Source organism: Nocardia sp. NPDC023733 (genome assembly GCF_040639775.1).
Lineage (GTDB): Bacteria > Actinomycetota > Actinomycetes > Mycobacteriales > Mycobacteriaceae > Nocardia > Nocardia rosealba.
Genome location: NZ_JBFAAN010000003.1, coordinates 148,086 through 172,089 on the forward strand (window position 1 = coordinate 148,086; position 24,004 = coordinate 172,089).

The following is a 24,004-nucleotide window of genomic DNA, read 5'->3' on the forward strand; positions in this document are numbered from 1 at the left end:
TTGCAGCGAACAAACCGCACAGTCCGTCGGACGGGGCGAGTACGCTGCGAAATGTTGACAAGTTCGGCCGACCGAAATCAGTTTTGGTAGCGCTGATCGGTACGGATGCAGAGGTATAGCTATGACGCTCAGCAGACCGGAGCGAATCGATTTCCTGATGCGGGAACACCGCCAGGACGCCGAACCTGCGCCACGGGAACAACTGCACTCACTCGGCGATATCGAGAAGTTCGTGGTCGATGCCGCGATCGCCATGCTCTCCCCCGGTCAGAAGTTCGCCTTGCTGTGGTCGCTGCAGGTCGGCGGGCATCTGGTGGCGGGCGTTCAGGTCAAGGAGCGCGACGGGTCGGTCACCAATATGGTGCCGCCGACCGAGGTCGTCGAATACCTGGCCGACCACAAGCGCATGTCCTACGACCCTGCGGTCGGCGCGTGGCTGAGTGCGGAGATCTTCATCGCCGGACCCACCCGTTTCAAGGCCACCTACTCGGCGGGCACCGTCGCCGACTGGATGCCCGAGGTGTCGGTCGACGATCTGCGCGCCGAATTCGTGGCCTACCCGCGTCCGGCCGCGGAGATTCCCGATTGGGCCCGCTCGCAGCTCGATTGGTCGAACAGGATGACCGGATAGGACGCGGCGCCCCCGCACGATCGGGTCGGGTGGCTAGCATCAACCCCCGTGCGACCGGACCGATCTGAACGAGCGTTCACCCGATACCGCCTGATCGCCCTCGTCTGTGGGCTGCTCGGGTTCGTGCTTGCCCTGCTCACACCGCTGTTGCCGGTGCGCCAGGACCGCGCGAGCCTCGACTGGCCGCAGGCGGGTGCGACGAGTGTGCAAGCACCACTCGTGTCGTATGTGCCCCAGCAGGTGAACGCGCAATTGCCGTGCCCGGTGCTGCGCGGACTGCCGGGCGGTGACGTGCGCGGTCCCGAGGGCGAGAACCCCACCCCGCAGCCGACGACCTTGCTCACCACGATCCCGGCCGAATCCGGGCAGATCACCAAGGGGCTGAGCGTCGTCGCGCGCGAGGGCGTGCTCACGGTGCAGGCCCGCGATGTGCCGATGCTGTCGGCGCCGATCGAGGAGATCGCGAACTGCGACCACATCGCGATCGACTCCACCATCGCCGCGACGACTGTCGAGTTCGTCGGGGTGACCCGGGCCGACGGAAGCCCGTTCCGCAACACCGTCACCGTCGACAAGCGCCCACAGATCGTCGGGGTGTACACCGATCTCGACGAGAACCAGCTCACCGGCGCCCGGTTCCACGCCGATATCGACTCCCGCTTCACCTCCACCCCGACACCGCTGAAACTGGCCGTGATGATCGTGGCCGCGCTCGCCACCCTCGCCGCGCTGGTCGCCCTGCACCTGCTCGATCGCGCCGACGGCCGCCGCGCCCGCCACTTCCTGCCCCGGCACTGGTGGCGCATCACACCGACCGACGTGGTCGTGGTGGCGACGCTGCTCGGCTGGCATGTGATCGGCGCCAATACCTCCGACGACGGCTACATCCTGAACATGGCGCGCGCCTCCGGCCCGTCGGGCTACATGGCGAACTACTACCGCTGGTTCGGGGTGCCCGAGGCGCCGTTCGGGTGGTCCTACGAGCTGCTGGCCTGGATGACGAAGATCTCCGACGCCAGCCCGTGGATGCGGCTGCCCGCACTCGCCGCGGGCCTGGTTTGCTGGGCGGTGATCAGCCGGGAGGTGCTGCCCCGCCTCGGTGCCCGGGTGCGCCGCGACAAGGTGGCGCTGTGGACGGCGGGCCTGGTGTTCCTCGCCTTCTGGCTCCCCTACGACAACGGTCTTCGCCCCGAACCGCTCATCGCGGCCGGCGCCCTGCTCACCTGGTGCGCCATCGAACGCGCGATCGCCACCGCCCGCCTGCTCCCCGCCGCCCTCGCGATCCTCATCGCCGCGTTCTCCCTCGCCGCAGGACCGACCGGACTCATCTGCATCGCCGCGCTCATCGCAGGCACGCGACCGGTCATGCAGATCATCATCAAGCGCGCCCAAGGTCTACGTCCTCGCGAAATCGCCGCTGACAGAGACGGACTCGACGCTGCCGCCGAGGACCGCACAGCCGGCGCACCCGCCCCGACAGAAGCGCCGATCACCGATGGCGAGCTCGGGGCCCGGAGCACAGCCGGCGGCGCCCACGCATCGGGTCGACTTTCCTTGGCCGCCAAGATCTTCCGCTACGCCGCCCTCCTGGCACCGGGCATAGCCGCAGGCACCCTGGTCCTCATCGTCGTCTTCGCCGACCAGACCCTGGCGACCGTCATGGAAGCCACCCGCGTGCGCACCCTGGTCGGCCCCAACGCCGCCTGGTTCGACGAACGCACCCGCTGGGATTCGCTGTTCATGCTCTCCCCCGACGGCTCGCTGGCCAGGCGTTTCGGTGTCCTCGTGATGTTGCTGTGCCTGCTGGTGTGCATCCTGCAGGTGTTGCGCAAGGGCCGCATCCCGGGCACCTCGCGCGGCCCGTCGGTGCGCATTCTCGGCATCGTGTTCGGTGCGCTGCTGCTGATGATGTGGACGCCGACCAAGTGGACACACCACTTCGGTGTGTACGCGGGGCTGGCAGGCTCGCTCGCCGCTCTGGCCGCTGTCGCAGTGGGTGCCAACGGTATTCGCGCACCACGTAATCGTGCTCTGTTCACCGCAGCGGTCCTGTTCCTGCTCGCGCTCACGTTCACCGGTTCCAACGGTTGGTGGTACGTGTCGAGCTTCGGGGTGCCGTTCTGGGACAAGGCGCCGATGGTCGCGGGCAAGGGGGTGTCGACGCTGCTGCTCGGGCTCAGCGTGCTCGCCCTGCTCGTCGCCCTGTACTTCCACCTGCGCGACCCGTACCGCAAGCCTTCGCGCCCAGCCCGTTTCGATCGTTTCGCCACCATGCCGTTGACGATCGCGGCCGCGCTGCTCGTGGCATTCGAGGTGGCCTCGATGCTGAAGGGCGCGGTCACGCAGTACCCGGCCTATTCGATCGCCAAGTCGAATATCGAGTCGCTGCAGGGCGATACGTGCGCCCTGGCCAACGACGTACTGGTGGAGACGAATACGGCCGATTCCCTGCTCACTCCCATCACCGGCGCTTCCGCCGACGGACTGAGCACCGAATCGGCGGCCTTCACCCCGAACGGTGTGGCCGCCGACCTCACCGCCGACGCCGACGAGACCGTGGTCGGCGGGGCCAACTCCGTCGACAAGGATTCGGCCAACAAGACGACCAACACCACCGGCGCGGGCACCGGCGGCGGCACGAGCACCGAGGCCGGTATCAACGGCAGCACCGTCGCCCTGCCGTTCGGCCTCGACCCGGCCCGCACGCCGGTACTCGGCTCCTACCAGGACGGCGTGCAGCAGCAGGCGAAGCTGACCTCGCAGTGGTACAGCGCCGATATCGACGCCGTGCGCGACGATCCCGCCTACCAGGCGCTGGTCGTCACCGCCGCGGGCCGTATCCGCTACGTCGACAACGACGGCGTCGTGCACTACGGCCAGGACCTGCTCGTCGAGTACGGCACCCGGGCCGAGGACGGATCAGTCCAGGTCACCGGCTCGATCCAGCCCCTCGACATCGGTCCGTCGCCGTCGTGGCGCAACCTGCGCGTGCCGCTGGACCGCCTGCCCGCGGGCGTGAACGCGGTACGCCTGCTCGCCACCGACAACGACATCACCCAGAAGCAGTGGCTCGCGGTGACCCCGCCGCGCCTGCCGAAACTGGCCTCCCTCGACTCGGTGGTCGGGCACACCGATCCCGTGCTGCTGGACTGGCACGTCGGCCTGGCGTTCCCCTGTCAGCGCCCGTTCGAGCACCACGACGGTGTCGCCGAGGCGCCGAAGTGGCGGATCCTGCCCGACCGGGTGGGTTCGGACGCGGCCAACGCCTGGCAGGACGACATCGGCGGCGGCCCGCTCGGCTGGACAGGTCTGCTGATGAAGGCCGAGACTGTGCCCACCTATCTGGATAGTGATCTCGGTCGCGACTGGGGCTCGCTGGAGCGGTTCACCCCGTACGAACCGGCGCCGGCCGCCGACATCACAGTGCGGGTGGTAGACCAGTCCGGACGGGCGAAGGAGCCGGATATCCGCGCGCGGTAGAGACTGGGGCAGCGCATGGGCAGTGATCGGGCAGTTGCGCTGCTGTTTCACGAAAACCCTAGTGTCACTGGACATTTCGGTTCGGTGAAAGACCCGTTAAGGAGCGGCTCAACTTGGCCCGTTCTCAGGTTTGGGCACGTACCCTGGTGGGTATGACAGGAGCCTTCGATGACATGGACCTGCGGGATCTCGTCGACCTGCTCAGCGACGACGAGAAGAAGGAACTACGACCTGCCGTGATGCGGGTGCTGGAAAGACTGCCCTCCCAGGAGGTATTACGCCGCGATCTCAACCGTCGCTTGCTGAACGTCTGACTACCCGACCACGACATACAAACCGAAGGCGGGGACCACGATGGTGGTCCCCGCCTTCACGCTTTCCCGCCTCAGAACACGCGAAGCGGTCCCGGGCTCCAGAACCCGTCGCGACCGGTCGTCGCGGTCTCGAGCTGAGCCGGTTCGGCCTGGATGTGCTGGTCGTAGCGTTCCAGCGAACCCCAGTCGCGGGCCCAGTCGTCCTTCAGATAGGTGGGGATGGTCACCCGGGCGGCCAGCATCTGCGTGAAGCCGAGCGGGCCACCGAACTCCTGGGCCTGCCAGGTGTCGGTCGAGGAGATGGCCAGCGGGCGGTCGGGCAGGATGCGGTAGTTGGGCACCTCGGCCACGCCGTTCTCGTGCGAGAACGGACGCTGGCACGGGAACTGCAGGCCGACGGCCCAGTCGAGCAGCACCGGCTGGGTGCGGCCGATGAAGCTGTCGAGGCTCTGCAGCTTGGGCACCCGCGGCGGGGTGAACGCCAGCCACTGGTCGCCGATCAGGATCGGGTCGTTGGCCAGGATGCGCACGGCGTCCGCCTCGGGCGCCAGCTCGGCCAGCGGCACCCGCAGGTTGCGCCACGACGGTGCCGGGCCGATATCGCGCGGCTGGTAGGTGCCGAGCGGGGTGACACTGCCGTCGGGGTTGCGCGTGCCGTACTCCACGAGCAGCGACTGACCGTACTTGTCGGCGCCGGTGTCGTCCTTGGAGGCGATGCGACCGGCCGCGCTGATGACGACCAGCGGCGACTCCTCGGTGCGCGCGGGCAGCCCGTACCAGGACGACTCGAGGCGGGCGCGCTGCTGCATGCCCTCCTGGTAGGAGCCGAGCACCGGCGTCTGCGCTGGATCGAGGCCGAACGGCAGGGCGACGGTCGACCCGTTGACACCACGCGCACCCTCACCACCGCCGGTGCCCGCGCTCTCACCTTCGGCGAAGGCGGCGCCGACCGACTGGTTGCTGGTGTTGCCGGTGCCCGGCTTCACCTCGACGGCATCGGCCGACAGGTCGCCCGGCACGCCGTTGGGGCTGAACCCTTCGGCCAGCGTGCCGCGCAGCGGGTCGGCGGGGTCGACGAGCGGGCGCGACGGGTCGACGATCGGATCGAGCCTGCCGCTGTTCGGGTCGGCTTCCACCAGCACGTCGCGGGCCAGGCCGCAGCTCTCGCCACCGAGCGCGTCGATGTTGGAGCGGGCAAGCGAGTACGCCGGGTACTGCTGGGTGGCGCCCTTCACCAGCGAGAGCACCTCGAACGCGACCATCAGCCCGACCACGACGGTGAGCGGAATGGCGGCGAACTTGCGGATCCGCCTGCCGCGCTTGGTCTTCGCCGACGGCTGCGGTTTCACATAGTCCTCGCGCAGCGCGTACCAGCCGACCAGGGCCAACCCGACACCGAACAGGATCAGCATCACGGTGTTGGAGTGCACCCCGCGCAGGGAGATGGTCTTGTCGAACCACGGCACGCCGTAGCTGGACACGTACCAGTACCCGTTGATGCCCGAGAACGACAGCGCGAGCACGAACAGCAGCCCGGCGAGGAAGATCGCCCGGTTCTTGCGCGAACGCAACGCGCTCTGCGACACGGCTACGGCCGTCACCGCGGCCAGCGATCCGGCGATGCCCGCGTACGCGCCGAAGTGGTGGGTCCACTTCGTCGGGTTGAACATCATGAAGAAGATCGTGCCGAACACCACGGCCATCAAACGCCAGGTCGGACCCGACGCGATACCGGGCACCTGACGGCGGCGCAGCAGCACCAGCAGCGTGGTGAACAGGCACAGCAGCATCACCAGGAAGGCGAAGCGGCGGGCCAGCGAGCCGTCGACGGTCTCGACGAACATGTAGTAGTAGCGCAGGTAGTCCTCGTACCAGGCCAGGTTCGGGCCGGTGGCCTGGCGCACCCGGTTGGCCTCCTGGATACCGGCGAAGGTCTGGTCGCTGTAGACCACGGTGAGCACGAGCAGGCCCGCCGAGGCGATCGGCGCGAGCAGCGCGGTCGTGCCGAACTGGCGATGACGACGCACGATGATCCGCACCAGCGGCCGGATACCGGCCAGCAGCGCGGCCACACACATCAGGCCGGTCGGTGCCGCGGCCAGCGTGAACGCGGCGACGAGCACCGCGATCCCGGCGGGCAGCAGCCGGCCGGTGGCGATGGCGCGTTCGATCGAGACCCAGGTGAGCAGCGCGCCGAGGGCAACGATCGGCTCCGAGCGCAGGCCGTTGTCGAAGGGCAGCCAGAAGGCGAGGAACACCAGGCCACCGGTCCACAGCGCCACCTGGCTGCGCTTGACCGCGTTGCCGAGGCGGGGCACCACCTCGCGGCTGATGACCATCCAGCACAGGATCGCGCAGATCAGGGCCGGGACGCGCACCCACGGGCTGGCCGTGGAGACCTCGGCGAACACCTGGATGACGTAGTAGTACCAGCCGAACGGCGCCTCCGGCACGCCGTACCAGCGGAAGTAGTTGGCCATGTAGCCCGCTTCGGGCGCCACCCGGACCATCGAGAGGATGTAGCCGTCGTCGGAGGTGTTGGCGCCGACGAAATGCCAGACGAGCAGCGTGCCGATCACCGCGCCGTCGGCCCAGGTGGGCTTGAGCCAGTTCTTCGGCAGGAACCGGCGGTGCCCACGCCCGTCGCTGCCGTCGAGCTGGGCGAGCGCACCGAGTGCCAGCAGGGTGCACAGCACGGCCGCGATGATCGCGATGAGCTTCACCGCCGACGGGCTCGACGAGAACCTGGTGTCGATGGTCGAGGTAAGCGAGAGACCCTGGGGTACTTCGCCTTCCAGGTCGGAGAACACGCCGACGATCTGCGGGCGCAGGTCGCCACCGAGCTCACCCTCCACCGGGACGAGCACCGTCTCCGTCGCGCCCGGCTGACCGGGGATCGGCCGCTCGATCTCCGTCATCAGGCCGTCGAACGAGGCGCGGGTGCGGTGCTGGTCGGAGGCGATGGTGATGGTCGAGCAGCCGCCCATCTCCGAACGCGGCGCCGAGGCGACCACCGCGTTGCGGTCGACCACGTCGACGGCGGTGTCGGAGACGCGAACGAACAGCGCCTCGAGCGCGGCGCCGTCGCCCTGGGGCGGTGCGGTGGCCAGCAGCATGCCGCCCTGGGCGGGCAACCGGTCGACCGCCGCGCACGGAATGGTGGCGTTCAGGTCGATCGGCACCTGCGACATCAGGGGCGCTTGCAGATTGCCGAGCTTGCCGTTCTGCGGCCAGTTCAGCTGCGCGGTGGTCTGGGTGACCGGCAGGAACGGCGTCGCCACCGCGAACACGGCTCCCAGGAGTCCGGCGATCAGCGCGATCCATCGCGCGATGCGGAAGTCCTTCGCGGAGGCCACCGGTTCTGCGGGTGGCTTGGAGAGAACAGCGGTTGCGGCGTCTGGCACGGTTCGACATGGTATCTGCTGGCTTGACTCAGCGTTGGTGCGCGCGAGTCAGCGGCCGTGAAGTCGTCGGCGTACCAGTGTGAAGTTCAAGTATTTCATTAGGTTTAACCTGGTAGAGCCCGTGCCGCTCCCGCCGGCCCACTTGTTTCGCCATGATGCATATCAGCTATCGATCCAGGTCCGTTCCGCGTGACAGGAAGTGACCGAAGAAGGCACAGGAGTTATCCGATGATATCAGGGCAAGCACTTCGTGTTGATAAAAAGTGCGGTAACTGTTACACGCGGTAACGTCGATGCATTCTAAAGCCGGAATCGGCGCAAATGCACCCTTTTCACGAAAGTTTCCGCACGAAATCGTCGCGATGAATCGAGCGCTGTAAACAATTCCCATTCGTACTCTTGAACGTGACAGCTTTCATCCCGAAAGTCTGTCGGCTTCACCTAGGAGTACGCATGAGCCATACCAATTTCTATACGCGTGCAGCCCTGGCTTCCGTGAGTTGTGCGGCAGCCGCAATTGCCTTCGGAATGGGGCCGGCGCACGCCGCCGGGTCCACCACCGTTTCGCCCGCCGGGGCGAATGTGTCGGCAACCAATTCGGGGACGGTGAAGTTCGTGGCGGGCAGCGTCACGGTGACCTGCACGACCTCGAGCACCACCGGCGCGGTACCCGCCGCGCCGAACAACTCGAACCCGAGCGGGCCGGTGACGGTCCCGATCGCGGCACCGAGCATCACCGGCTGCACCACGAGCATGTGGGGTGTGAGCGCCACCGTCACCACCAGCGGCAGCTGGGCGATCACCGGCCAGAACGGCTCGCCCATCACCGGCAGCCTGGTGATTCCCACCGGTGGGGCGGTGATCAAGACCTCCGGTCTTGCCACCTGCACCGCCGTTGTCGCCCCCACGGCACCGGCGAATGTGGCCGGTTCGTGGACCAACGGGTCACCCTCGACGGTGTCGCTGACCAACGCCTCGGCGCCCATCAAGGTGACCGGTGGATTCGGCTGCCCGACCAGCTCGACCACCGGAACGGTGACGGCCACCTACAAGGTGAACAACACCACCAACCCGTCGGTGCCGATTACCGTCGGCCCCTGATTTCGGGGTTGATATTCCGGTGACGGGTAACGCGACGAAGTCACCGCGAATCAGGTGAAGCACACCGGTGTGCAATAAATAACGGCCCGCATGCGTCCGATGACGCATGCGGGTCCCCGTATTACCGCGGCGAGGAATTGTTTCTCGTACGCGGTTTTGTCATGCTCGGGCCCTGATTCGCCGGTTATCGGCTACGAGATCACCGCTATGGATATCCGATCCGAACAGTCGATTCAGACCACGCCTGGCAAATCCTCGGGGTGTGGAGTTCAACCGTTTTATTGTGTTTAGAACCGGCAACTACCGAATGTGCAACGGTCCAGCTGTTTGTTTCATCACGATGCCGAGTAACTATTACAGCAGGTCAGTGGCGACTTGCCTTCGGCGTCTGCAGCTTGACACAGAGATAGCTGCCATACTACCGGTCAACTGTGCAGCCGTTGATAAGAACGGTGGTAACTGTTATGCCTGGTAACGGCTGGGCATTCTAAGCTAATCGAGCCGTATTCGGACCTCGAACGGCGAGTGATTCCCGATGAAATGGTCGCCACGAAACACACGACATGAACAATGCAAATTCGTACTCTTGCTCCTGACAGCTTTCATTCCGAATGCTTGTCGGCTTCACCTAGGAGTACGCATGATCGAAAATAAATTCTGGACACGCGCCGCCTTGGCAAGCGTGAGTTGTGCGGCATTCGCCGTCACTTTCGGCATCGGACCGGCCAACGCCGCCGGCTCCACCACCATTTCGCCCGCCGGCGCGAATGTGTCGGCGACGAATTCCGGGTCGGTGAAATTCGTTGCGGGCGGTGTCACCGTCACCTGCACCACCTCGAGCACCACCGGCACGGTACCCGCCGCGCCCGGCAACACCAATCCGAGTGGGCCGGTGTCGGTGCCGATCGCGGCGCCGAGCTTCGCCGACTGCACGACGAGCCTCCCCGGCACCAGCGCCACCATCACCACCAGTGGAGATTGGGCGATCACCGGCCAGAACGGCTCGCCCATCACCGGCAGCCTGGCGATCCCCACCGGCGGCATGGTGATCAAGACCAGTGGCATCACGGCCTGCACCGCCGTGGTCGCGCCAACTGCCCCGGCCGATGTGGCAGGTACGTGGACCAACGGGGCGCCCTCCACGGTGGCGCTGTCCGATGCGCCGGCACCGATCAAGGTGACCGGTGGGTTCGGCTGCCCGACCAGCGCGACCAGCGGCACGGTGACCGCCACGTACAAGGTGGACAACACCACTGATCCGTCGGCGCCGATCACGGTCGGCCCCTGATTACAGGGGTGATATTCCGGTGACGGGAATCGCGACGAAGTCACCGCGAATCAGGTGAAGCACACCGGTGTGCAATAAGGCCCGCGTGCGTTCGATGCGCACGCGGGCTTCTGATCGATTATGTCCCCCGACAGGGTATTTCCCGCTCGGGGGCACCCTTCTGCCAGGAGTAGTTTTACCGGCGCGCCGGACCCCGGTCACTTCCTGACCCCTCCCCTCCCTAGACTCGACCGCATGACCAAGGTGAATCTCGTAACAAACTACGGACCGATCGTGCTCGAGTTGGACGACCAGGCCGCGCCGAACACGGTCGCCAACTTCGTGAACTACGTGAACTCCGGGCATTACAACGGCACCGTGTTCCACCGCGTCATCCCCGGTTTCATGGTGCAGGGCGGCGGCTTCGAGCCCGGCCTGAAGCAGAAGCCCACCCAGGATCCCATCCAGAACGAAGCAACCAACGGCCTCAAGAACGACAAGTACACCGTCGCGATGGCCCGCACCAACGACCCCCACTCGGCCACCGCCCAGTTCTTCATCAACGTCTCCGACAACGCCTTCCTCAACCACACGGCCCCCCAGGGCCAGGGCTGGGGCTACGCCGTCTTCGGCAAGGTCACCGAGGGCACCGAGGTGGTCGACAAGATCGCCGCCGTCCCGACCGGCAACGCGGGCCCCCACCAGGACGTCCCCCGCGACGACGTCATCATCGAATCCGCAACCGTCGCCTGATTTCCCGACGCTTGCCCGGGCCGCCACCTTTCTTTTCGGTGGCGGCCCGTTTTGTGGAGCAGTCTCCGGTGGCGCCGGGCACGCCGCACCGCAGGCGATGTGGCTCGGTGATGCTGACCGCCTGTCGGGAGTACCCCTGGTACTCGGAGTACCTCGAGTACACTGAACCGGCGGGATCGGGCCCGCTCAGAGGCGTCCGAGAGGAGCGTGCGTGACTGCCGAGACAGCGCCCGCGTGGATGCATGAGCAGATCACGGCGGAGGTCTACGACTCCTGGTCCGAGGAACAGTGTGCGGGTATCGAGATCGTCGACGGGATGGTTGTAGTGAGCCCGAGCGCCTCCAAGCGCCACAACCGATTGGCTCGTGTACTGGCGAACGCGCTCGATGCCGCCGCAGGCGATGACTGGAACGCCGATACCGACTTCGACGTGCGGCTACAAGACGTCCCACTGACCAACCGTCGGCCGGACGTGGTGGTGTACCGAGCGGAAACCATCGACGTAAACCCCACCCGCCCCGAGCATGTCCTCCTAGTGGTCGAAGTTGTCTCCCCGGGTTCGGAAACAACGGATCGCGTGGTGAAAGTGGATCAATACGCCAAAGCGGGCATCGCGTTCTACTGGCGAATCGAGCAGGCCGCCAACGGCATTCCGCTCATTTACACCTACATTCTCGACCCGGCCACACGGACATATCGAACGGGTGAAATGTACACCGGCACCGTCAAGTCCTCGGTGCCGTTTCCGGTAGAGATCGACCTCGGTCGAATCTAGACTTTCAAGGTTGAGTGGACGTTCGCACTCGTCTGCACAATGGAATTGGTTGCATTGTGCGCGGTGATCGCGCTGGGAATGTGGCGGAGCGGGATAGTGCCGCGCGGGCAGTTTCTCAGGCGACCTAGGCTTTCAGCGGCTCGGTGTCGAGCGTGATGCCGACCGGGTTCGGAATGGGGACCTGCGCACCGAAGGGCTGGATGAGAATTCGTTCGTACTCCCCGTCGACCGGGTTGCTCCGCACAACGACGGAACCTTTCTCGCGGTCGATCAGGAGATACACCGGAATGCCGGTCCTGGCATAGGCGCGCGGCTTCTCGCAACGATCGCGGCGATCGGTGTCCTGATCGTGCGAGGTCACCTCTACGACCATCAAAACCGGCGCAGGGTCAGCCCATTCGGGTTGGCCCGCGAAAACACCTGTCGGAGCGAGCGCACCATCCGGGCGCGCCCGACCGGTCCGATAGGAATCGACCTTCAATCCACGTTCCGGGAACAGCCACAGTTCGGGCCGCAGGACGAGCAGAACAATCGTCGAGCCAGACCGTGCCTTCCGCCGCAGTGCAACGGCCGCCGCAGGAAAGTCGCGACGGCCGTTGGCGGGGACTACAGGGGCAATACGTGGTGTTTGCGGGGGTTGCGCTGGAGCTTCTTGTCCTGGAGGAGTTTCAGGGCTCGGCGGAGTTCCAGGCGGGTGGTGGCGGGTTCGATGACCGCGTCGATGAAGCCGCGTTCGGCGGCTACCCAGGGGGTGGCGATGTTGGCGTTGTAGAAGTCGATCAGGTTTTGGCGGATGGCGGCGCGCTGGTCTTCGGGGGCCGCGGCGATCTGGGCGGCGCCGAGGAGGCTGACGGCGCCCTCGGCGCCCATCACGGCGAGGCGGGCGGTCGGCCAGGCGAGGTTGATGTCGGCGCCGAGCTGCTTGGAGCCCATCACCGCGTAGCCGCCGCCGTAGGACTTGCGGACCACCAGGGTGATCTTGGGAACCGAGGCTTCCACGTAGGAGAACAGGAAGCGGCCGCCGCGCTTGATGACGCCGACCTTCTCCTGTTCCACACCGGGCAGGAAGCCGGGGGTGTCGACGACGAAGATCAGCGGGATCTCGAACGCGTCGCACAGGCGCACGAAGTGCGAGGCCTTGTCGGAGGCGCGCGCGTCCAGGGCGCCGGCCGAGGCCAGCGGCTGGTTGGCGACCACACCGACGCTGCGGCCGTCGACCCTGGCGAAACCGGTGATGATGTTGGGGCCGGTGCCCGCGCTGATCTCCTTGAACTCACCGTCGTCGAAGATGCGCAGCAGGATGTCGTACATGTCGTAACCGGCGTTGTCGGAGTCCGGCATGATCGTGTTCAGCTCACGATCGGAGTCGGTGATCTCGGGCTCGATGCCCGGGTTCACGACCGGCGGGAGCTCCTGGCAGCTGCTCGGCATGTAGGCGAGGTACTCGCGCACCCACTGGAACGCGGCGGCCTCGTCGACGGCAACGTGGTGGATGTTGCCGTACTCGGCCTGCGTCTTCGCACCGCCGAGCTCCTCGAGGCTCACGTCCTCGCCGGTGACCTCCTTGATGATCTTCGGGCCGGTGACGAACATGTGCGCCGACTCGGTCGCCACCACCACATCGGTGCAGATCGGCTGGTACACCGCGCCACCGGCGCAGTTGCCGAGGATCACCGACACCAACGGCACCATGCCCGACAGCGGCTCCACATTGGTCGCCATCCACGCGTACCAGGCCAGCGAGCTGATGGCCTCCTGCACGCGCGCGCCACCGGAATCGTTGATGCCGACCAGCGGGATACCGACCTTGGCGGCGTACTGCATGATCCCGCACAGCTTGCGGCCGAACGCCTCACCGACCGAACCGCCGTACACGGTCTGGTCGTGCGAGAACACCGCGACCGGACGGCCGTCGACCTGTCCGTGCCCGACGACGACACCGTCGCCGTAGAGGGCGGTCGGGTCGCCGGGCTTGCGGACCAGCGCACCGATCTCGACGAAGGTGCCCGGATCCATCAGCATGTTGATCCGGTCGCGGGCACTGGGAATGCCCTTACGCGCCCGCTTCTCGATACCCTTCGCGCCCGCGGGCTCTTTGGCGAGCTCGAGCCGCTGGTTCAGATCGGCAAGCTTTTCGGCGGTCGTGCTCAACTAACTCAATCTCCCTTTGCGGAAATCGCGGCCAGCTTGGCGGCGAGGTCGGCACCGATCTGGCCGATCCGCGGTTCGTCGACGATCTGCAGGTGGTCGCCCGGAATGTGGATGACCTCGAGGTTCGGGATGTATTCATCCCAGCCACCGTTGGGGCGGCGGTTGGCGTAGCGCGGCTCGAGCTCGATCATGCCGTCCTGGTAGGTGTCGGCGAGATAGAGCACCACGTCACCGTCGTAGCGCGAAGGCTTCGTCTTCGCCAGGTGGCGGCCCTCGATCCACGAAGTGCGCTGGTGTTCGAGCACGCCGCCGGGGATCTTGGCGCCGCTGAGCTTCACCAGCGTGGCGACGATCTCGTACTGCTCCTCGTCGTCGGCCTGTGCCAGTTCCTGCAGTTGCTCGTCGGGCAGGTCGCCATCGACGCCGTAGGTCTTCTTCGCGAACTGCTGGTACCGCTGGATCCGGCGCACCCGTTCCTCGGGGCTGTTGTCCTCGTCTTCGACTGGAAGGGCGAGGTCGATCAGGCCGACGACGCGCACATCAGCGCCTTCTTCACGCAGGAACTGCGCGGTCTGCAGCGCGAACACCGCGCCGAGCGACCAGCCGTACAGCACGTACGGACCGTCGCCCTGAATCTTGCGCAGTTCGGCCACGTACTGGCGAGAACGCTCCTGGATATCGCCCTCGACCCGCTCGAATCCGTACATCGGGGTATCGGCCGGAAGACGCTTCAGAAGCGGCTCGTACACGAGCGTGTTGCCGCCAGAGGGGTGAAACACGAAGACCGGCACAGCATCCGAGCCCTCGGGCCGCGGTCGCAGCGGACGAATGAAGCCGTCTACGTCCGCGCCGCTGTCCTGCAGGTTACGAACGATCTCGGCGAGCTGCTCGATGGTCTCGCAGTCGAGCACATCGTCGACCGTGACCTCGGCGCCGACCCGCTCGGTGAGGCGGGCCGCCAGCTTCTCGGCGACCTCCTCTTCCAGGATCGGGAGCGTGTTGAAGACGCCGCCAGGAGACGTGCCGGTGACGACGGCCCAGCTGGCGTAGGTCAGCCGCTCGGCCGCGTCGCGCGGCGGCACGTTGTCCTCGCTGCCTCTGGCGTCACCGAAGTAGTCGACGTCGATGGCCGCCTCATCGGAAACCTGCTCCGAAACAGCATCGGTCGCGGTTTCGGCCCCGCCGATGCCGCCATCGGTAGCGGCACTGTCTTCAGTGGAGCCTGTGTCCGAAATCGCTTCGCTGACAGCGGCTTCCGACGGCAGCTCGGCACCTGCCTGCTTGGCCGCGGCCAACGGGTCGTCACCCTTGGCGATGGCCGCACGGGCAGCCTCGACGAAGTTGGCGTCGACACCGATCTCGACATCCTCGCCCGCAGCCCGAGCGGCAGCCTGCTTCTCCGCCATCGCTGCGACCTCGTCGCGGTGCTCGATGGCGTAGCGCAACACCTTTGACACCTCGTTGAGGCTGGCGTCGCGCACGGCCGACACCTGCAGCTGCGGGATGTCGAATTCGTATTCCACGCGGTTCTTGATGCGCATGGCCATCAGCGAGTCGAGCCCGAGTTCCATCAGCGGGATCTCCATGGGGAGGTCCTCGACGGCGTAACCCATGGACTCGGCGACGATCACGCACAGGCGCTGCTCGACGGTCTCGCTGCCGTTGGGGTCCCAGCGGTCGCTGGTGGCTACGGCGATCTCGGCGGCGGAGGGCTCGGCAGCCGGAACCGCAACGGGCGCAACCGGTTCGGGCAGGGCGGCACCGGAGGTGACGACCGCGTCGAACAGCAGGGTGAACCCGACCGGCGTCTTGGCGTGCACCTGCACCGACGCGCCACCGAGGTGCGGGGTGAGCGTGGTGGTGAGGGTGCCGGTGGTGGGCAGCTCTGCGTGCGGGTGCGTCACTGTGACGGCGACATCGGAAAGCACCTGCGTGGCAGCGGCCTTCACCAGGGCGGTGAGGTCGTTGACCGAGGCCGCCTGGACCTCCCAGGCGTGACGGCCGTCGGGCATCGCGACGTGCGCGCCGGGCACGCGGGTGTTACCCGAACCCGACGACATCGTGACCTTGGGCCAGTACTCCTTGCGCACGAACGCGGTACGCGGGACATCGGCGTAATCACCTTCGGGCAGCAGCGAACTCAGGTTCACCGCATGACCGTGCACGTAGAGCTGGGCGAGCGCGCCGATGACACCGGCCGACTCGTCCTCCTTGCGCTTCAAGGTCGGGATGAGCTGCGCGTCGTGCACACCGGCCGCGAAGGTGGTGCCGAGAACCTGCATCAGCGCAACGGAATTCGGCGCCAGCTCGAGGAACGTGGTGTGCCCGGTGTCGACGGCGGCCTTGACCGCGTTGGTGAAGTACACGCTGTGGCGCATGTTCTTCACCCAGTACGGCTCGTCGTGGATCGGGTCGGTGCCAGGCTTGAAGTACAGGCCCTCGTGCACGGTGGAGTACAGGCCCACCTTCAGCGGCGTGGGCTCGATGCCGGCGAGTTCGGCGGCGAGCTCGCCGAGCAGCGGATCCATCTGGGATGTGTGCCCTGCGCCGCGGGTGGGCAGGATGCGGGCGAACTTGCCCATGCCCTCCACCTCGGCGACGATCTGCTCCACCTGATCGCGCGGACCACCGATCACGGTGTTCGTCGGCGCCGCGTACACCGCGCACTCCACATCGGGGAAGCGCGGCAGCAGTTGGGCCACGTCGTGGGCGCTGAGTTCGACCAGTGCCATATTGCGCACGTCGTCCTCGGTGATCATCTGCTCGCCCTCGCCCATCAGGCGCGAGCGGGCGCAGATCACGCGCACCGCGTCCTCGATCGACAGACCGCCCGCGATGTAGGCGCCGGCGACCTCGCCCATCGAATGACCGACCACCGCAGCGGGTTCCGCGCCATGTGCGCGCAGCACCGCGGCCAGACCGAGCTGGATGGTGAAGATACCGACCTGGCAGGTACCGACGTCGTAGTCCTGCTCGTCGTCGAGGAACATCTCGCGGATCGAGTAACCGGCCTCGTCCTGCACCAGCTCGTCGACCTCGTCGACCGTCTTACGGAAGATCGAGTTCTCGGTGTAGAGCTGCTTGGCCATCTTGCGGTGCTGGGAGCCGAAACCGGCCATCACCCACACCGGACCGTTGGACGCGGGCGAGTCGGCGGTGAACACACCGGCGCCCGGCTTGCCCTCGGCGATCGCGCGCAGACCGGCCACGGCCTCTTCGTGCGTCTTGGCGACGACGACACCGCGCGAACGCTGGTGGCTGCGCTTGGCCAGCGAACGGGCCACGTCGGCCAACGGCACATCTTTGCCCGCGCCCTCGAGCCAATCGGCGAGCCGGGCGGCGGCGCGCTTGCGGCGCGACGGCAGGTAGGCGGACACGGCGAGGATCACCGGCAGCGGCTCCGCGCGGTCGCCGTCCCACTCGAGCGGGGCGGGTTCGACGGCGGCCTCGGTGATCGCGACGGCCTCGGCGACCACATCGGTGGTCTCGGAGCCCTCGACCTGCGCGGCGGCGACCTGCTCGGACGTCACGTCCTCGACGACGGGCTGCGACGGCACGTACTCCTGCAGCACCACGTGCGCGTTGGTGCCACCGAAACCGAAACCGGAGATACCGACGGTGGCGACACCGCTGTAGCGCGGGAACTCGGTCGGCTCGTCGACGACCTTGAGGTTGGCCTGCTCGAACGGGATGTACGGGCTCGGGCCCGCGTAGTTGATGTTCGGCGGAATCACGTTGTGCTGGAACGACATCAGCACCTTGGCCAGGGCAGGCACACCCGCACCGGACTCGAGGTGGCCGAAGTTGGTCTTCACCGAACCGAGCAGGGCGGGCTTGTCGGCCTCGCGACCACGGCCGATGACGCGGGCCAGCGCGTCGGCCTCGATCGGGTCACCGATGGGGGTGCCGGTGCCGTGCGCCTCGATGTAGTCGACCGAGGAGGGGGCGATGCGCGCGTCGCGGTAGGCGGCACGCAGCACGTCGACCTGGGCGTCGGGGTTGGGGGCGAACAGGCCGTTGGAGCGGCCGTCGGAGTTCACGGCGGAACCCTTGATCACGCCGAGGATGTTGTCGCCGTCGCGTTCGGCGTCGACGAGGCGCTTGAGCACCACCAGGCCCGCGCCCTCGGAACGGACCATGCCGTCGGCGTCGGAAGAGAACGCCTTGATGTGCCCGTCCTTGGCGACCGCGCCGTTCTGGTCGAAACCGAGCGTGATCACCGGGGCGAGGATCATGTTCACGCCGCCGGCGAGCGCCACATCGGCCTCGCCGTCACGCAGCGCGCGCACCGCCTGGTGCACCGCGACGATGGTCGAGGAGCAGGCGGTGTCGACGGTGATCGACGGGCCACGGAAATCGAAGAAGTACGAGACACGGTTCGCGATCACACCGGTCGACGCGCCGAGCAGGGCATAACCCTCGGCCGACACCGGCAGATCCGGATCACGATCGCCCAGACCCAGCGAGGCGAGCAGCTGGAAGTCGCTGGTGGAGGAGCCGACGAACACGCCGACCTTGCCGCCCTTGAGGTCACTGGCCGGAATGCGCGCGTGCTCGAGCGCCTCCCAGGTGAGCTCCATCATCAGCCGCTGCTGCGGGTCGACCCGCTCCACCTCGACCGGCGACATCGCGAAGAACTCCGCGTCGAAGCCCTTCACCACGTCCTGGTCCAGGTAACCGCCGAGGGTGTTGCCCGCCTCGATGGCCGCGGCGACCGACGGGTCCGCGCGGAACTCGTCCCAGCGGCCCTCGGGCAGCTCACGGATGGCGTCGCCGCGACCCATGATGAATTCCCAGGTCGACTCGGGGGTGTCGCCCGCGCCCGGCAGCCGCGTCGACAGGCCGACCACGGCGATGTCGTGCGCCTCACCGGGGGTGAAGCTCGCGGTGTACTCGTCGGCCGACTCCTCGACCTCCTCCGGCTCACCGTTGACGATGATCTCGGCCAGCGACGCGATGGTCGGGTGCTGGTAGATCACCGTGGGAGCCAGCGAAACGCCGGTGCGGTCCTCGATGTCGCCGCCGAGGGCCAGCGCGTCGCGCGAGGCCAGCCCGAACTCCTCCATCGGCCGGTCGACGGTGATCGCGTCGATCGACTGGCCGGTCGCGTCGGCGACCCAGCGGCGCAGCCAGTCACGCAGCTCGGCGACCGAGAGTTCGGTCTGCTCCGCGGGGAGGTCAGGGTTCTGGGTGGGCGTGCCCTCGTTGTCAGCCATCAATTCCTCAAGCTACCTGTCTGCGTACAGGGCGCGCCGTGGATTGACGCCCGGTGTGGTCGCACCGGGCGTCAGCTCCGAGCCGGTCGGCCGATTACTCTTCCGGTGCATCGGGGAAAGCCTGCTGGGTGTAACCACCGCGCAGCGTTCCCTCGAGGTAGGCGGCCTTGCAGGCGCGCCGGGCGATCTTGCCGCTGGACGTACGCGGGATGGAACCTGCGGGCACCAGCAGCACGTCACGCGCGGTGACGCCGTGGCGCTGCGAGATCGCCGCACGCACCGCGTCGGCGATCGGGCCCGGGTCGGCCTTACCGGCGCCGGGACCGCGTTCGGCCACGATCACCAGCTGCTCGGACGCGTCGTCGGCGTCGAACTTCAGGCCCGAGTGGCTGTCGGCGGCGAACACTTCGGCGGGCAGCTGGTTGGCGGGCACCGCGAAGGCGGCGACGAAACCGGGGCGCAGCGCCGTCGAGGCCTCCTGGGCGGAGTACTCGAGGTCCTGCGGGTAGTGGTTGCGTCCGTCGACGATCACCAGGTCCTTCACGCGACCGGTGATGTACAGCTCGCCCTCGAAGTACACGCCGTAGTCGCCGGTGCGCATCCAGTCGGCACCGGGCTCGGTGCCCTCGGTGTGACCACCCGGCTGCGCTTCGGCGATCTTGTTGCGGAACGTCTTGGCCGACTCGTCCGGGCGACCCCAGTAGCCGATGCCCATGTTCTTGCCGTGCAACCAGATCTCGCCGACCCGGCCGTCGGGCTGCTCACGGCCGCCCTTGGGATCGTCGATCGACTCGGGGTCGATGATCGCGGCCCACTGCGACAACCCGACGTAACCGCAGGAGACCTGTGCGATGGCGTTCGGTGCGGTCGGCTCGACCCGAACCATCCGGCCCGCGTTCAGCTCGTCGCGGTCGACGTAGATGTACTTGGCTTCGTCCTCGGCCTTGGTCGCCGAGACGAACAGCGTCGCCTCCGCCATGCCGTAGCACGGCTTGATGGCCGTCTTGGGCAGACCGAACGGCGCGAACGCCTCGTTGAACTTCTTCATCGAGGACACGGTCACCGGCTCGGACCCGTTGATCAGGCCGATCACGTTCGACAGGTCGAGCGACTCGCCCGCCTTCGGCACACCACGCGCGGCGGCGTGCTCGAACGCGAAGTTCGGCGCGGCCGCGAACGTGCCCGCACCGTCGGAGACGGCGGCCAGCTCGTTGATCCAGCGCGACGGGCGGCGCACGAACGCGCTCGGCGACATGATGGTGATGAACTTGCCGCCAACGGCGGGCAGGATCACGGTAAGCAGGCCCATGTCGTGGAACAGCGGCAGCCAGGTGACGCCGCGCGAGTTCTCGTTCATGTTCAGCGAGTTGATCATCTGCAGCAGGTTCGTGCCGACCGCGCGGTGCGTGATCTCCACGCCCGCGGGGGTGCGGGTGGAACCCGAGGTGTACTGCAGGTAGGCGATGTCGTCGATCGCGGTGTCGGGCCGGACCCACGAGTCACCGAGGGTGTCGGGGATCGCGTCGACGGCGATGATGCGCGGGCGCTGAGCGGCGGGCAGCGAACGGAAGAACTGGCGCACGCCTGCCGCCGAGGAGGTAGCGGTGAGGATCGCCGACGGCTCGCAGTCGCCGAGCACGGCGTGCAGCCGGTCGGTGTGGCCGGGTTCGTCGGGATCGAACAGCGGCACCGAGATGGTGCCCGCGTAGATCGCGGCGAAGAAGGAGATCACGTAGTCCAGGCCCTGCGGCGCGAGGATCGCGACCCGGTCGCCCGGGTTGGTCACCTGTTGCAGGCGAGCGGCCACCGCGCGCAGCCGAACTCCGAACTCCTGCCAGGTCAGCTCGTGCACCTCGCCGTCGCGTTCCCGCGAATAGTCGATGTAGCGGTACGCGAGCGTGTTCGCATCGTTACGGGTGTGCTTCTCGACGTGATCGACCAGGGTCCGACCCTCGGGAATAACGATGTTCCCGGTCTCGTCCAGGTAGTCGTCGAAAGTCTCTTCCATTCCTTCTTCTCCTCCGAGGCCGAGTCACCGGTGAATTCGTCCAACGCATTTCGACGTTGACGCCGGTGCGGCCACGACTCGCTATCGCCACCGGCCCCCGGAGCACGCCGGAGCGTGCATCCTGACAACCTGCGGATTTTCGAGCGGTCTGCGCGGTAGACCGCTATCGGCTAGATGTTCTCAAACCAGAGTCATGTTACAGAGAACCCCCGCTCAGTCCTCCCGCAGCAGCGGAATGACAGGCGCGAACGCGTCCATCTGGGTGGGAAAGATGCCCACATACGACATCGACGTGAGTTCGCGCACACGCTTGATCTGTTCGGCGATTTCCTCGAACGTGCCGATCGCGACGTAGGGCGAGTTCAGAATATCTTCCACCGATAGTTCCACGTCGACCTCGAGGTCCGGGTGCAGGCCGCGATCGATCGCGCGCAGCGCCATCTCGGCGGTCTTCTCCCGGTCGTCGGTGATGACGATGGCGGTGATGGCCCAGTTCAGTTCGATGTCGGCGAACCGGTCACCGGCAGCGGCCTTGACGATGTTGACCTTCTCGATCGTCTTCTCGAGCGTGATGCCCGAGAGCAGGCCCTTGCCGTTCTTGGTCGTCTGCGGCACCACCGAGACGATGTCGGCGTGCTTGGCCGCCAGGGCGAGCATCTTCGGGCCGCCACCACCGGTACACAGCGGCGGACGCGGGCCCTGCCTCGGGCGCGGCGTGCCCTTGATGCCGCGCACCTGGTAGTGCTTGCCCTCGAAGTTGCATTCCTGGCCGCGCAGCAGCGTGTCGAGAATGGTCAGCGACTCGTCGAGCTTCTCCAGGCGCACGCCCGGACGCTCGTACGGGATGCCCGCGTTCTCGAACTCTTCCTTGATCCAGCCCGCGCCGACGCCGACTTCCAGCCTGCCCTTGGACAGCACGTCGATGGTCGCCAGGTCCTTGGCGAGCACGACGGGATGGCGGAATCCGTTGGCCAGCACCGAGGTGCCCAGCCGGATCTTGCTCGTGGCCTGCGTGAGTGCGCCCAGCGCGGCGATCGGGCCGATCTGGTCACCCAGGTGATCGGGCACGACGAACGTGTCGTAACCCATCTCCTCGGCTTCCTGTGCCGTCTGGACGAACTTGCGCGCGCCACCCTCCTGCTTGTTGCCCTCGCCCGCCGCGGCGAAACGGAACGGACGCAGCGGCGTACCCAGCGCGGTCAACTCACCGACGGGTGCCCCAGCTTCGGTCATGAACTCTTCGCTCCTGGCTCTCCGGTGTGTTCGGGCGCAATCACCAGCGCACTTTACAGCGTGCGAGCGAACAGTACTGCGGATGTCACAGCGAGGCATGAACCACGCCAAACATGGCGCCCCTGTGACTGTGACAACCTCGTCTTGCGAAACTCAGGAATGCGGTGGATGGGGGGCGTTCTGGATGAGTTCGCTCGCCCAGTTCACCGTCCACTGGGTGGCGGTGGTGCCCTGTCCGTCGACGGTATTGCTCGCGTAGAGGGCGTGCACCGGGTTGCCCGCCGAGCGGATCAGCGCCGCGAGGCTGCCCAGCGCGTTCACCGGATTGAGGGCCTCGCGTGGCGCGTCGCAGATCATGTCGCCGGGGGCGCAGATGGAGAACACCTTCGGTGCCAGCTCGCCGAAGCCACCCTCACGCGGGCCGGTCATCGTGATGCCCGGCACGTTCACCCCCCGCAACGCGACTTCGGCACCCTCGCCCGCGGGCGGCGGGTCGCCGATCTCGGTCGGCTGGCCGGGGCCGGTGTTCGCGGTGCGGCGGCCGTCGGCGATCACGGTGACGCCGAGTACCCGGTCGGCGGGGATCGGGCCGTTGCCCGCGCCGATCTGGGCGGCCACGTCACCGGCGATCACCGCGCCCTGGGAGAACCCGGCGATCACGTAGGTGGTGAGCGGGCACTGCTGGTGACGCTGGGCCAGGATGTCGGTGGCCCGCGCGGTGCCCTCGGTGCGGCTGTTGTTGTAGGAGGCCTGACCGTCGGGCGGGATGGCGATGGGGTTCGAGAACTGTGCCACGTAGGGCACGGTGTACACCTCGAGCCGGTTGTCCGGGAACTGGGCGCGCAGCGGGTTGGAGATGCTGAGCATCAGCGAGATCGGGTTGGCCGTCGGGTTGTACGGGTCGTCGTTGCTGGCCGACTCCCAGGTACCGGGAATCGACAGCAACATCACATCGGGACAGTCCGCCGACTGCGACGTCGGTGGCGGGGGCCCGGGCGGCGTCGGCCCCGGCTCACGCAACCGGCCCGCGAGCAGGTACCACAGCAGCACGATGACGATGATCGCCAGGACGAGCAGCGCGAGTACCGTCAGACACCCCGCAGGCCAGAGCCTGCGGGTACGTCGCGTCGGTCGGGGATTCATCAGCAGTAGGTGGAGTTCGCGGCCGCGATGTAGATCTCGGCGGCCTTGTTGACGTCCATCTTGGCCGGGTCGAACGCGGCGTCGGTGCCCGCCATCGCGGCGACGAAGGTGGCGATGTCGGCGTCACTGGCGCCGGTGCTCTTCGCCGAGCAGATGTAGGTGGCGGCGGTGATCGCGCTGGTCTGGTCGGCCGGATGGATGCCGTTCTTGCCGAGCTCGTCGAGGAACGCCTTGTCCTTGCCGGTGGCCGGGGTCTCCTCGACGGTCGGCGCGACCTGCGGCTGCTCGGGAGCCGAGGTCTCGGACTCCGGCGCCGCCGAGGTGGTGTCCTCGGCCGCCGAGGTGGCGGGAGCCTGCGTGGTCGCCGACGCGGCGGCGCTCGCACTCGACGACAGGGTCGGTGTCTGCGAGGCGGTCGAGTCGTTGTCGCCGCAGGCGGACAGCAGGGCGACGGCCGCGAGGGCCGCGACCGATCCGGCTACCTTGCCAGGGATCCGATGCATGAAGATGTCTTTCCTCGATCGTTAG

Annotated in this window: 16 protein-coding genes; 7 read left to right on the top strand and 9 right to left on the bottom strand. The window is 67.1% G+C overall.

The window, feature by feature from the left end; translation table 11 throughout:
• Positions 1-121: 121 nt before the first annotated feature.
• The 3 genes from AB0F86_RS16165 (at position 122) to AB0F86_RS16175 (ending at position 4,425) form a co-directional block, all read left to right on the top strand.
• Entirely contained in the window at positions 122-631 is a 510-nt protein-coding gene (locus AB0F86_RS16165; RefSeq protein ID WP_181700530.1) for a hypothetical protein, read from the top strand.
• A 48-nt stretch (positions 632-679) separates the two neighbouring features.
• Positions 680-4,111 carry an arabinosyltransferase domain-containing protein gene (locus AB0F86_RS16170; protein WP_356984624.1) on the top strand — a complete coding sequence of 1,144 codons (3,432 nt, stop codon included), beginning with the start codon at positions 680-682 and terminating at the stop codon, positions 4,109-4,111.
• A 152-nt stretch (positions 4,112-4,263) separates the two neighbouring features.
• A complete protein-coding gene (locus AB0F86_RS16175; protein WP_157101793.1) occupies positions 4,264-4,425 on the top strand; it encodes a hypothetical protein in 162 nt (53 codons plus the stop codon).
• Between the two features lie 71 nt (positions 4,426-4,496).
• Here AB0F86_RS16175 and AB0F86_RS16180 read toward each other — a convergent pair whose 3' ends face one another.
• Positions 4,497-7,781: an arabinosyltransferase domain-containing protein gene (locus AB0F86_RS16180; RefSeq protein ID WP_356984788.1), complete on the bottom strand. Its 3,285-nt coding sequence runs from the start codon at positions 7,779-7,781 to the stop codon at positions 4,497-4,499.
• A 518-nt stretch (positions 7,782-8,299) separates the two neighbouring features.
• Entirely contained in the window at positions 8,300-8,602 is a 303-nt protein-coding gene (locus AB0F86_RS16185) for a hypothetical protein (RefSeq protein ID WP_225281265.1), read from the bottom strand.
• Between AB0F86_RS16185 and AB0F86_RS16190 the strand changes: the two genes are divergently transcribed.
• The 4 genes from AB0F86_RS16190 to AB0F86_RS16205 all read left to right on the top strand — a co-directional run bounded on the left by AB0F86_RS16190 (position 8,592) and on the right by AB0F86_RS16205 (position 11,725).
• Entirely contained in the window at positions 8,592-8,930 is a 339-nt protein-coding gene (locus tag AB0F86_RS16190; RefSeq protein ID WP_225281266.1) for a hypothetical protein, read from the top strand. The genes AB0F86_RS16185 and AB0F86_RS16190 overlap by 11 nt on opposite strands.
• Before the next feature lie 640 nt (positions 8,931-9,570).
• Complete coding sequence (locus AB0F86_RS16195) at positions 9,571-10,218, top strand: hypothetical protein (RefSeq protein WP_356984626.1); 648 nt, start codon at positions 9,571-9,573, stop codon at positions 10,216-10,218.
• 234 nt (positions 10,219-10,452) lie between these two features.
• The gene (locus tag AB0F86_RS16200) at positions 10,453-10,950 is read left to right on the top strand and encodes a peptidylprolyl isomerase (RefSeq protein ID WP_356984627.1); all 498 of its coding nucleotides are present in this window, start codon (positions 10,453-10,455) and stop codon (positions 10,948-10,950) included.
• A 238-nt stretch (positions 10,951-11,188) separates the two neighbouring features.
• The gene (locus AB0F86_RS16205) at positions 11,189-11,725 is read left to right on the top strand and encodes a Uma2 family endonuclease (protein WP_255495613.1); all 537 of its coding nucleotides are present in this window, start codon (positions 11,189-11,191) and stop codon (positions 11,723-11,725) included.
• Between the two features lie 124 nt (positions 11,726-11,849).
• Here AB0F86_RS16205 and AB0F86_RS16210 read toward each other — a convergent pair whose 3' ends face one another.
• From AB0F86_RS16210 to AB0F86_RS16240, 7 genes are all read right to left on the bottom strand, one after another.
• On the bottom strand, positions 11,850-12,206 hold the full coding sequence (locus tag AB0F86_RS16210; RefSeq protein WP_356984629.1) for a Uma2 family endonuclease: 357 nt from the start codon (positions 12,204-12,206) through the stop codon (positions 11,850-11,852).
• Positions 12,207-12,331: 125 nt separating this feature from the next.
• Positions 12,332-13,876 carry an acyl-CoA carboxylase subunit beta gene (locus AB0F86_RS16215; protein ID WP_067494870.1) on the bottom strand — a complete coding sequence of 515 codons (1,545 nt, stop codon included), beginning with the start codon at positions 13,874-13,876 and terminating at the stop codon, positions 12,332-12,334.
• 5 nt (positions 13,877-13,881) lie between these two features.
• Positions 13,882-19,092, bottom strand: a complete 5,211-nt coding sequence (pks13, locus tag AB0F86_RS16220; RefSeq protein ID WP_356984631.1) for a polyketide synthase Pks13 — start codon at positions 19,090-19,092, stop codon at positions 13,882-13,884.
• A 94-nt stretch (positions 19,093-19,186) separates the two neighbouring features.
• Positions 19,187-21,100, bottom strand: a complete 1,914-nt coding sequence (fadD32, locus tag AB0F86_RS16225; RefSeq protein WP_181700514.1) for a long-chain-fatty-acid--AMP ligase FadD32 — start codon at positions 21,098-21,100, stop codon at positions 19,187-19,189.
• Positions 21,101-21,313: 213 nt separating this feature from the next.
• Positions 21,314-22,333 carry an LLM class F420-dependent oxidoreductase gene (locus tag AB0F86_RS16230; RefSeq protein ID WP_067494879.1) on the bottom strand — a complete coding sequence of 340 codons (1,020 nt, stop codon included), beginning with the start codon at positions 22,331-22,333 and terminating at the stop codon, positions 21,314-21,316.
• Positions 22,334-22,486: 153 nt separating this feature from the next.
• The gene (locus AB0F86_RS16235) at positions 22,487-23,476 is read right to left on the bottom strand and encodes a cutinase family protein (protein WP_181700512.1); all 990 of its coding nucleotides are present in this window, start codon (positions 23,474-23,476) and stop codon (positions 22,487-22,489) included.
• Positions 23,476-23,979, bottom strand: coding sequence for a DUF732 domain-containing protein (locus AB0F86_RS16240; protein WP_067494883.1), 504 nt, complete (start codon positions 23,977-23,979; stop codon positions 23,476-23,478). Before AB0F86_RS16240 ends, AB0F86_RS16235 begins: the two co-directional genes overlap by 1 nt.
• Between the last annotated feature and the right edge of the window lie 25 nt (positions 23,980-24,004).

Excerpts from the sequence above, each read along its gene's own strand:
- AB0F86_RS16165 (WP_181700530.1), top strand. The coding sequence starts at position 122 with ATGACGCTCAGCAGACCGGAGCGAATCGATTTCCTGATGCGGGAACAC.
- AB0F86_RS16175 (WP_157101793.1), top strand. The coding sequence starts at position 4,264 with ATGACAGGAGCCTTCGATGACATGGACCTGCGGGATCTCGTCGACCTG.
- AB0F86_RS16195 (WP_356984626.1), top strand. The coding sequence starts at position 9,571 with ATGATCGAAAATAAATTCTGGACACGCGCCGCCTTGGCAAGCGTGAGT.
- AB0F86_RS16200 (WP_356984627.1), top strand. The coding sequence starts at position 10,453 with ATGACCAAGGTGAATCTCGTAACAAACTACGGACCGATCGTGCTCGAG.
- AB0F86_RS16205 (WP_255495613.1), top strand. The coding sequence starts at position 11,189 with ATGCATGAGCAGATCACGGCGGAGGTCTACGACTCCTGGTCCGAGGAA.
- pks13 (WP_356984631.1), bottom strand. The coding sequence starts at position 19,092 with ATGGCTGACAACGAGGGCACGCCCACCCAGAACCCTGACCTCCCCGCG.
- fadD32 (WP_181700514.1), bottom strand. The coding sequence starts at position 21,100 with ATGGAAGAGACTTTCGACGACTACCTGGACGAGACCGGGAACATCGTT.
- AB0F86_RS16230 (WP_067494879.1), bottom strand. The coding sequence starts at position 22,333 with ATGACCGAAGCTGGGGCACCCGTCGGTGAGTTGACCGCGCTGGGTACG.
- AB0F86_RS16235 (WP_181700512.1), bottom strand. The coding sequence starts at position 23,476 with ATGAATCCCCGACCGACGCGACGTACCCGCAGGCTCTGGCCTGCGGGG.
- AB0F86_RS16240 (WP_067494883.1), bottom strand. The coding sequence starts at position 23,979 with ATGCATCGGATCCCTGGCAAGGTAGCCGGATCGGTCGCGGCCCTCGCG.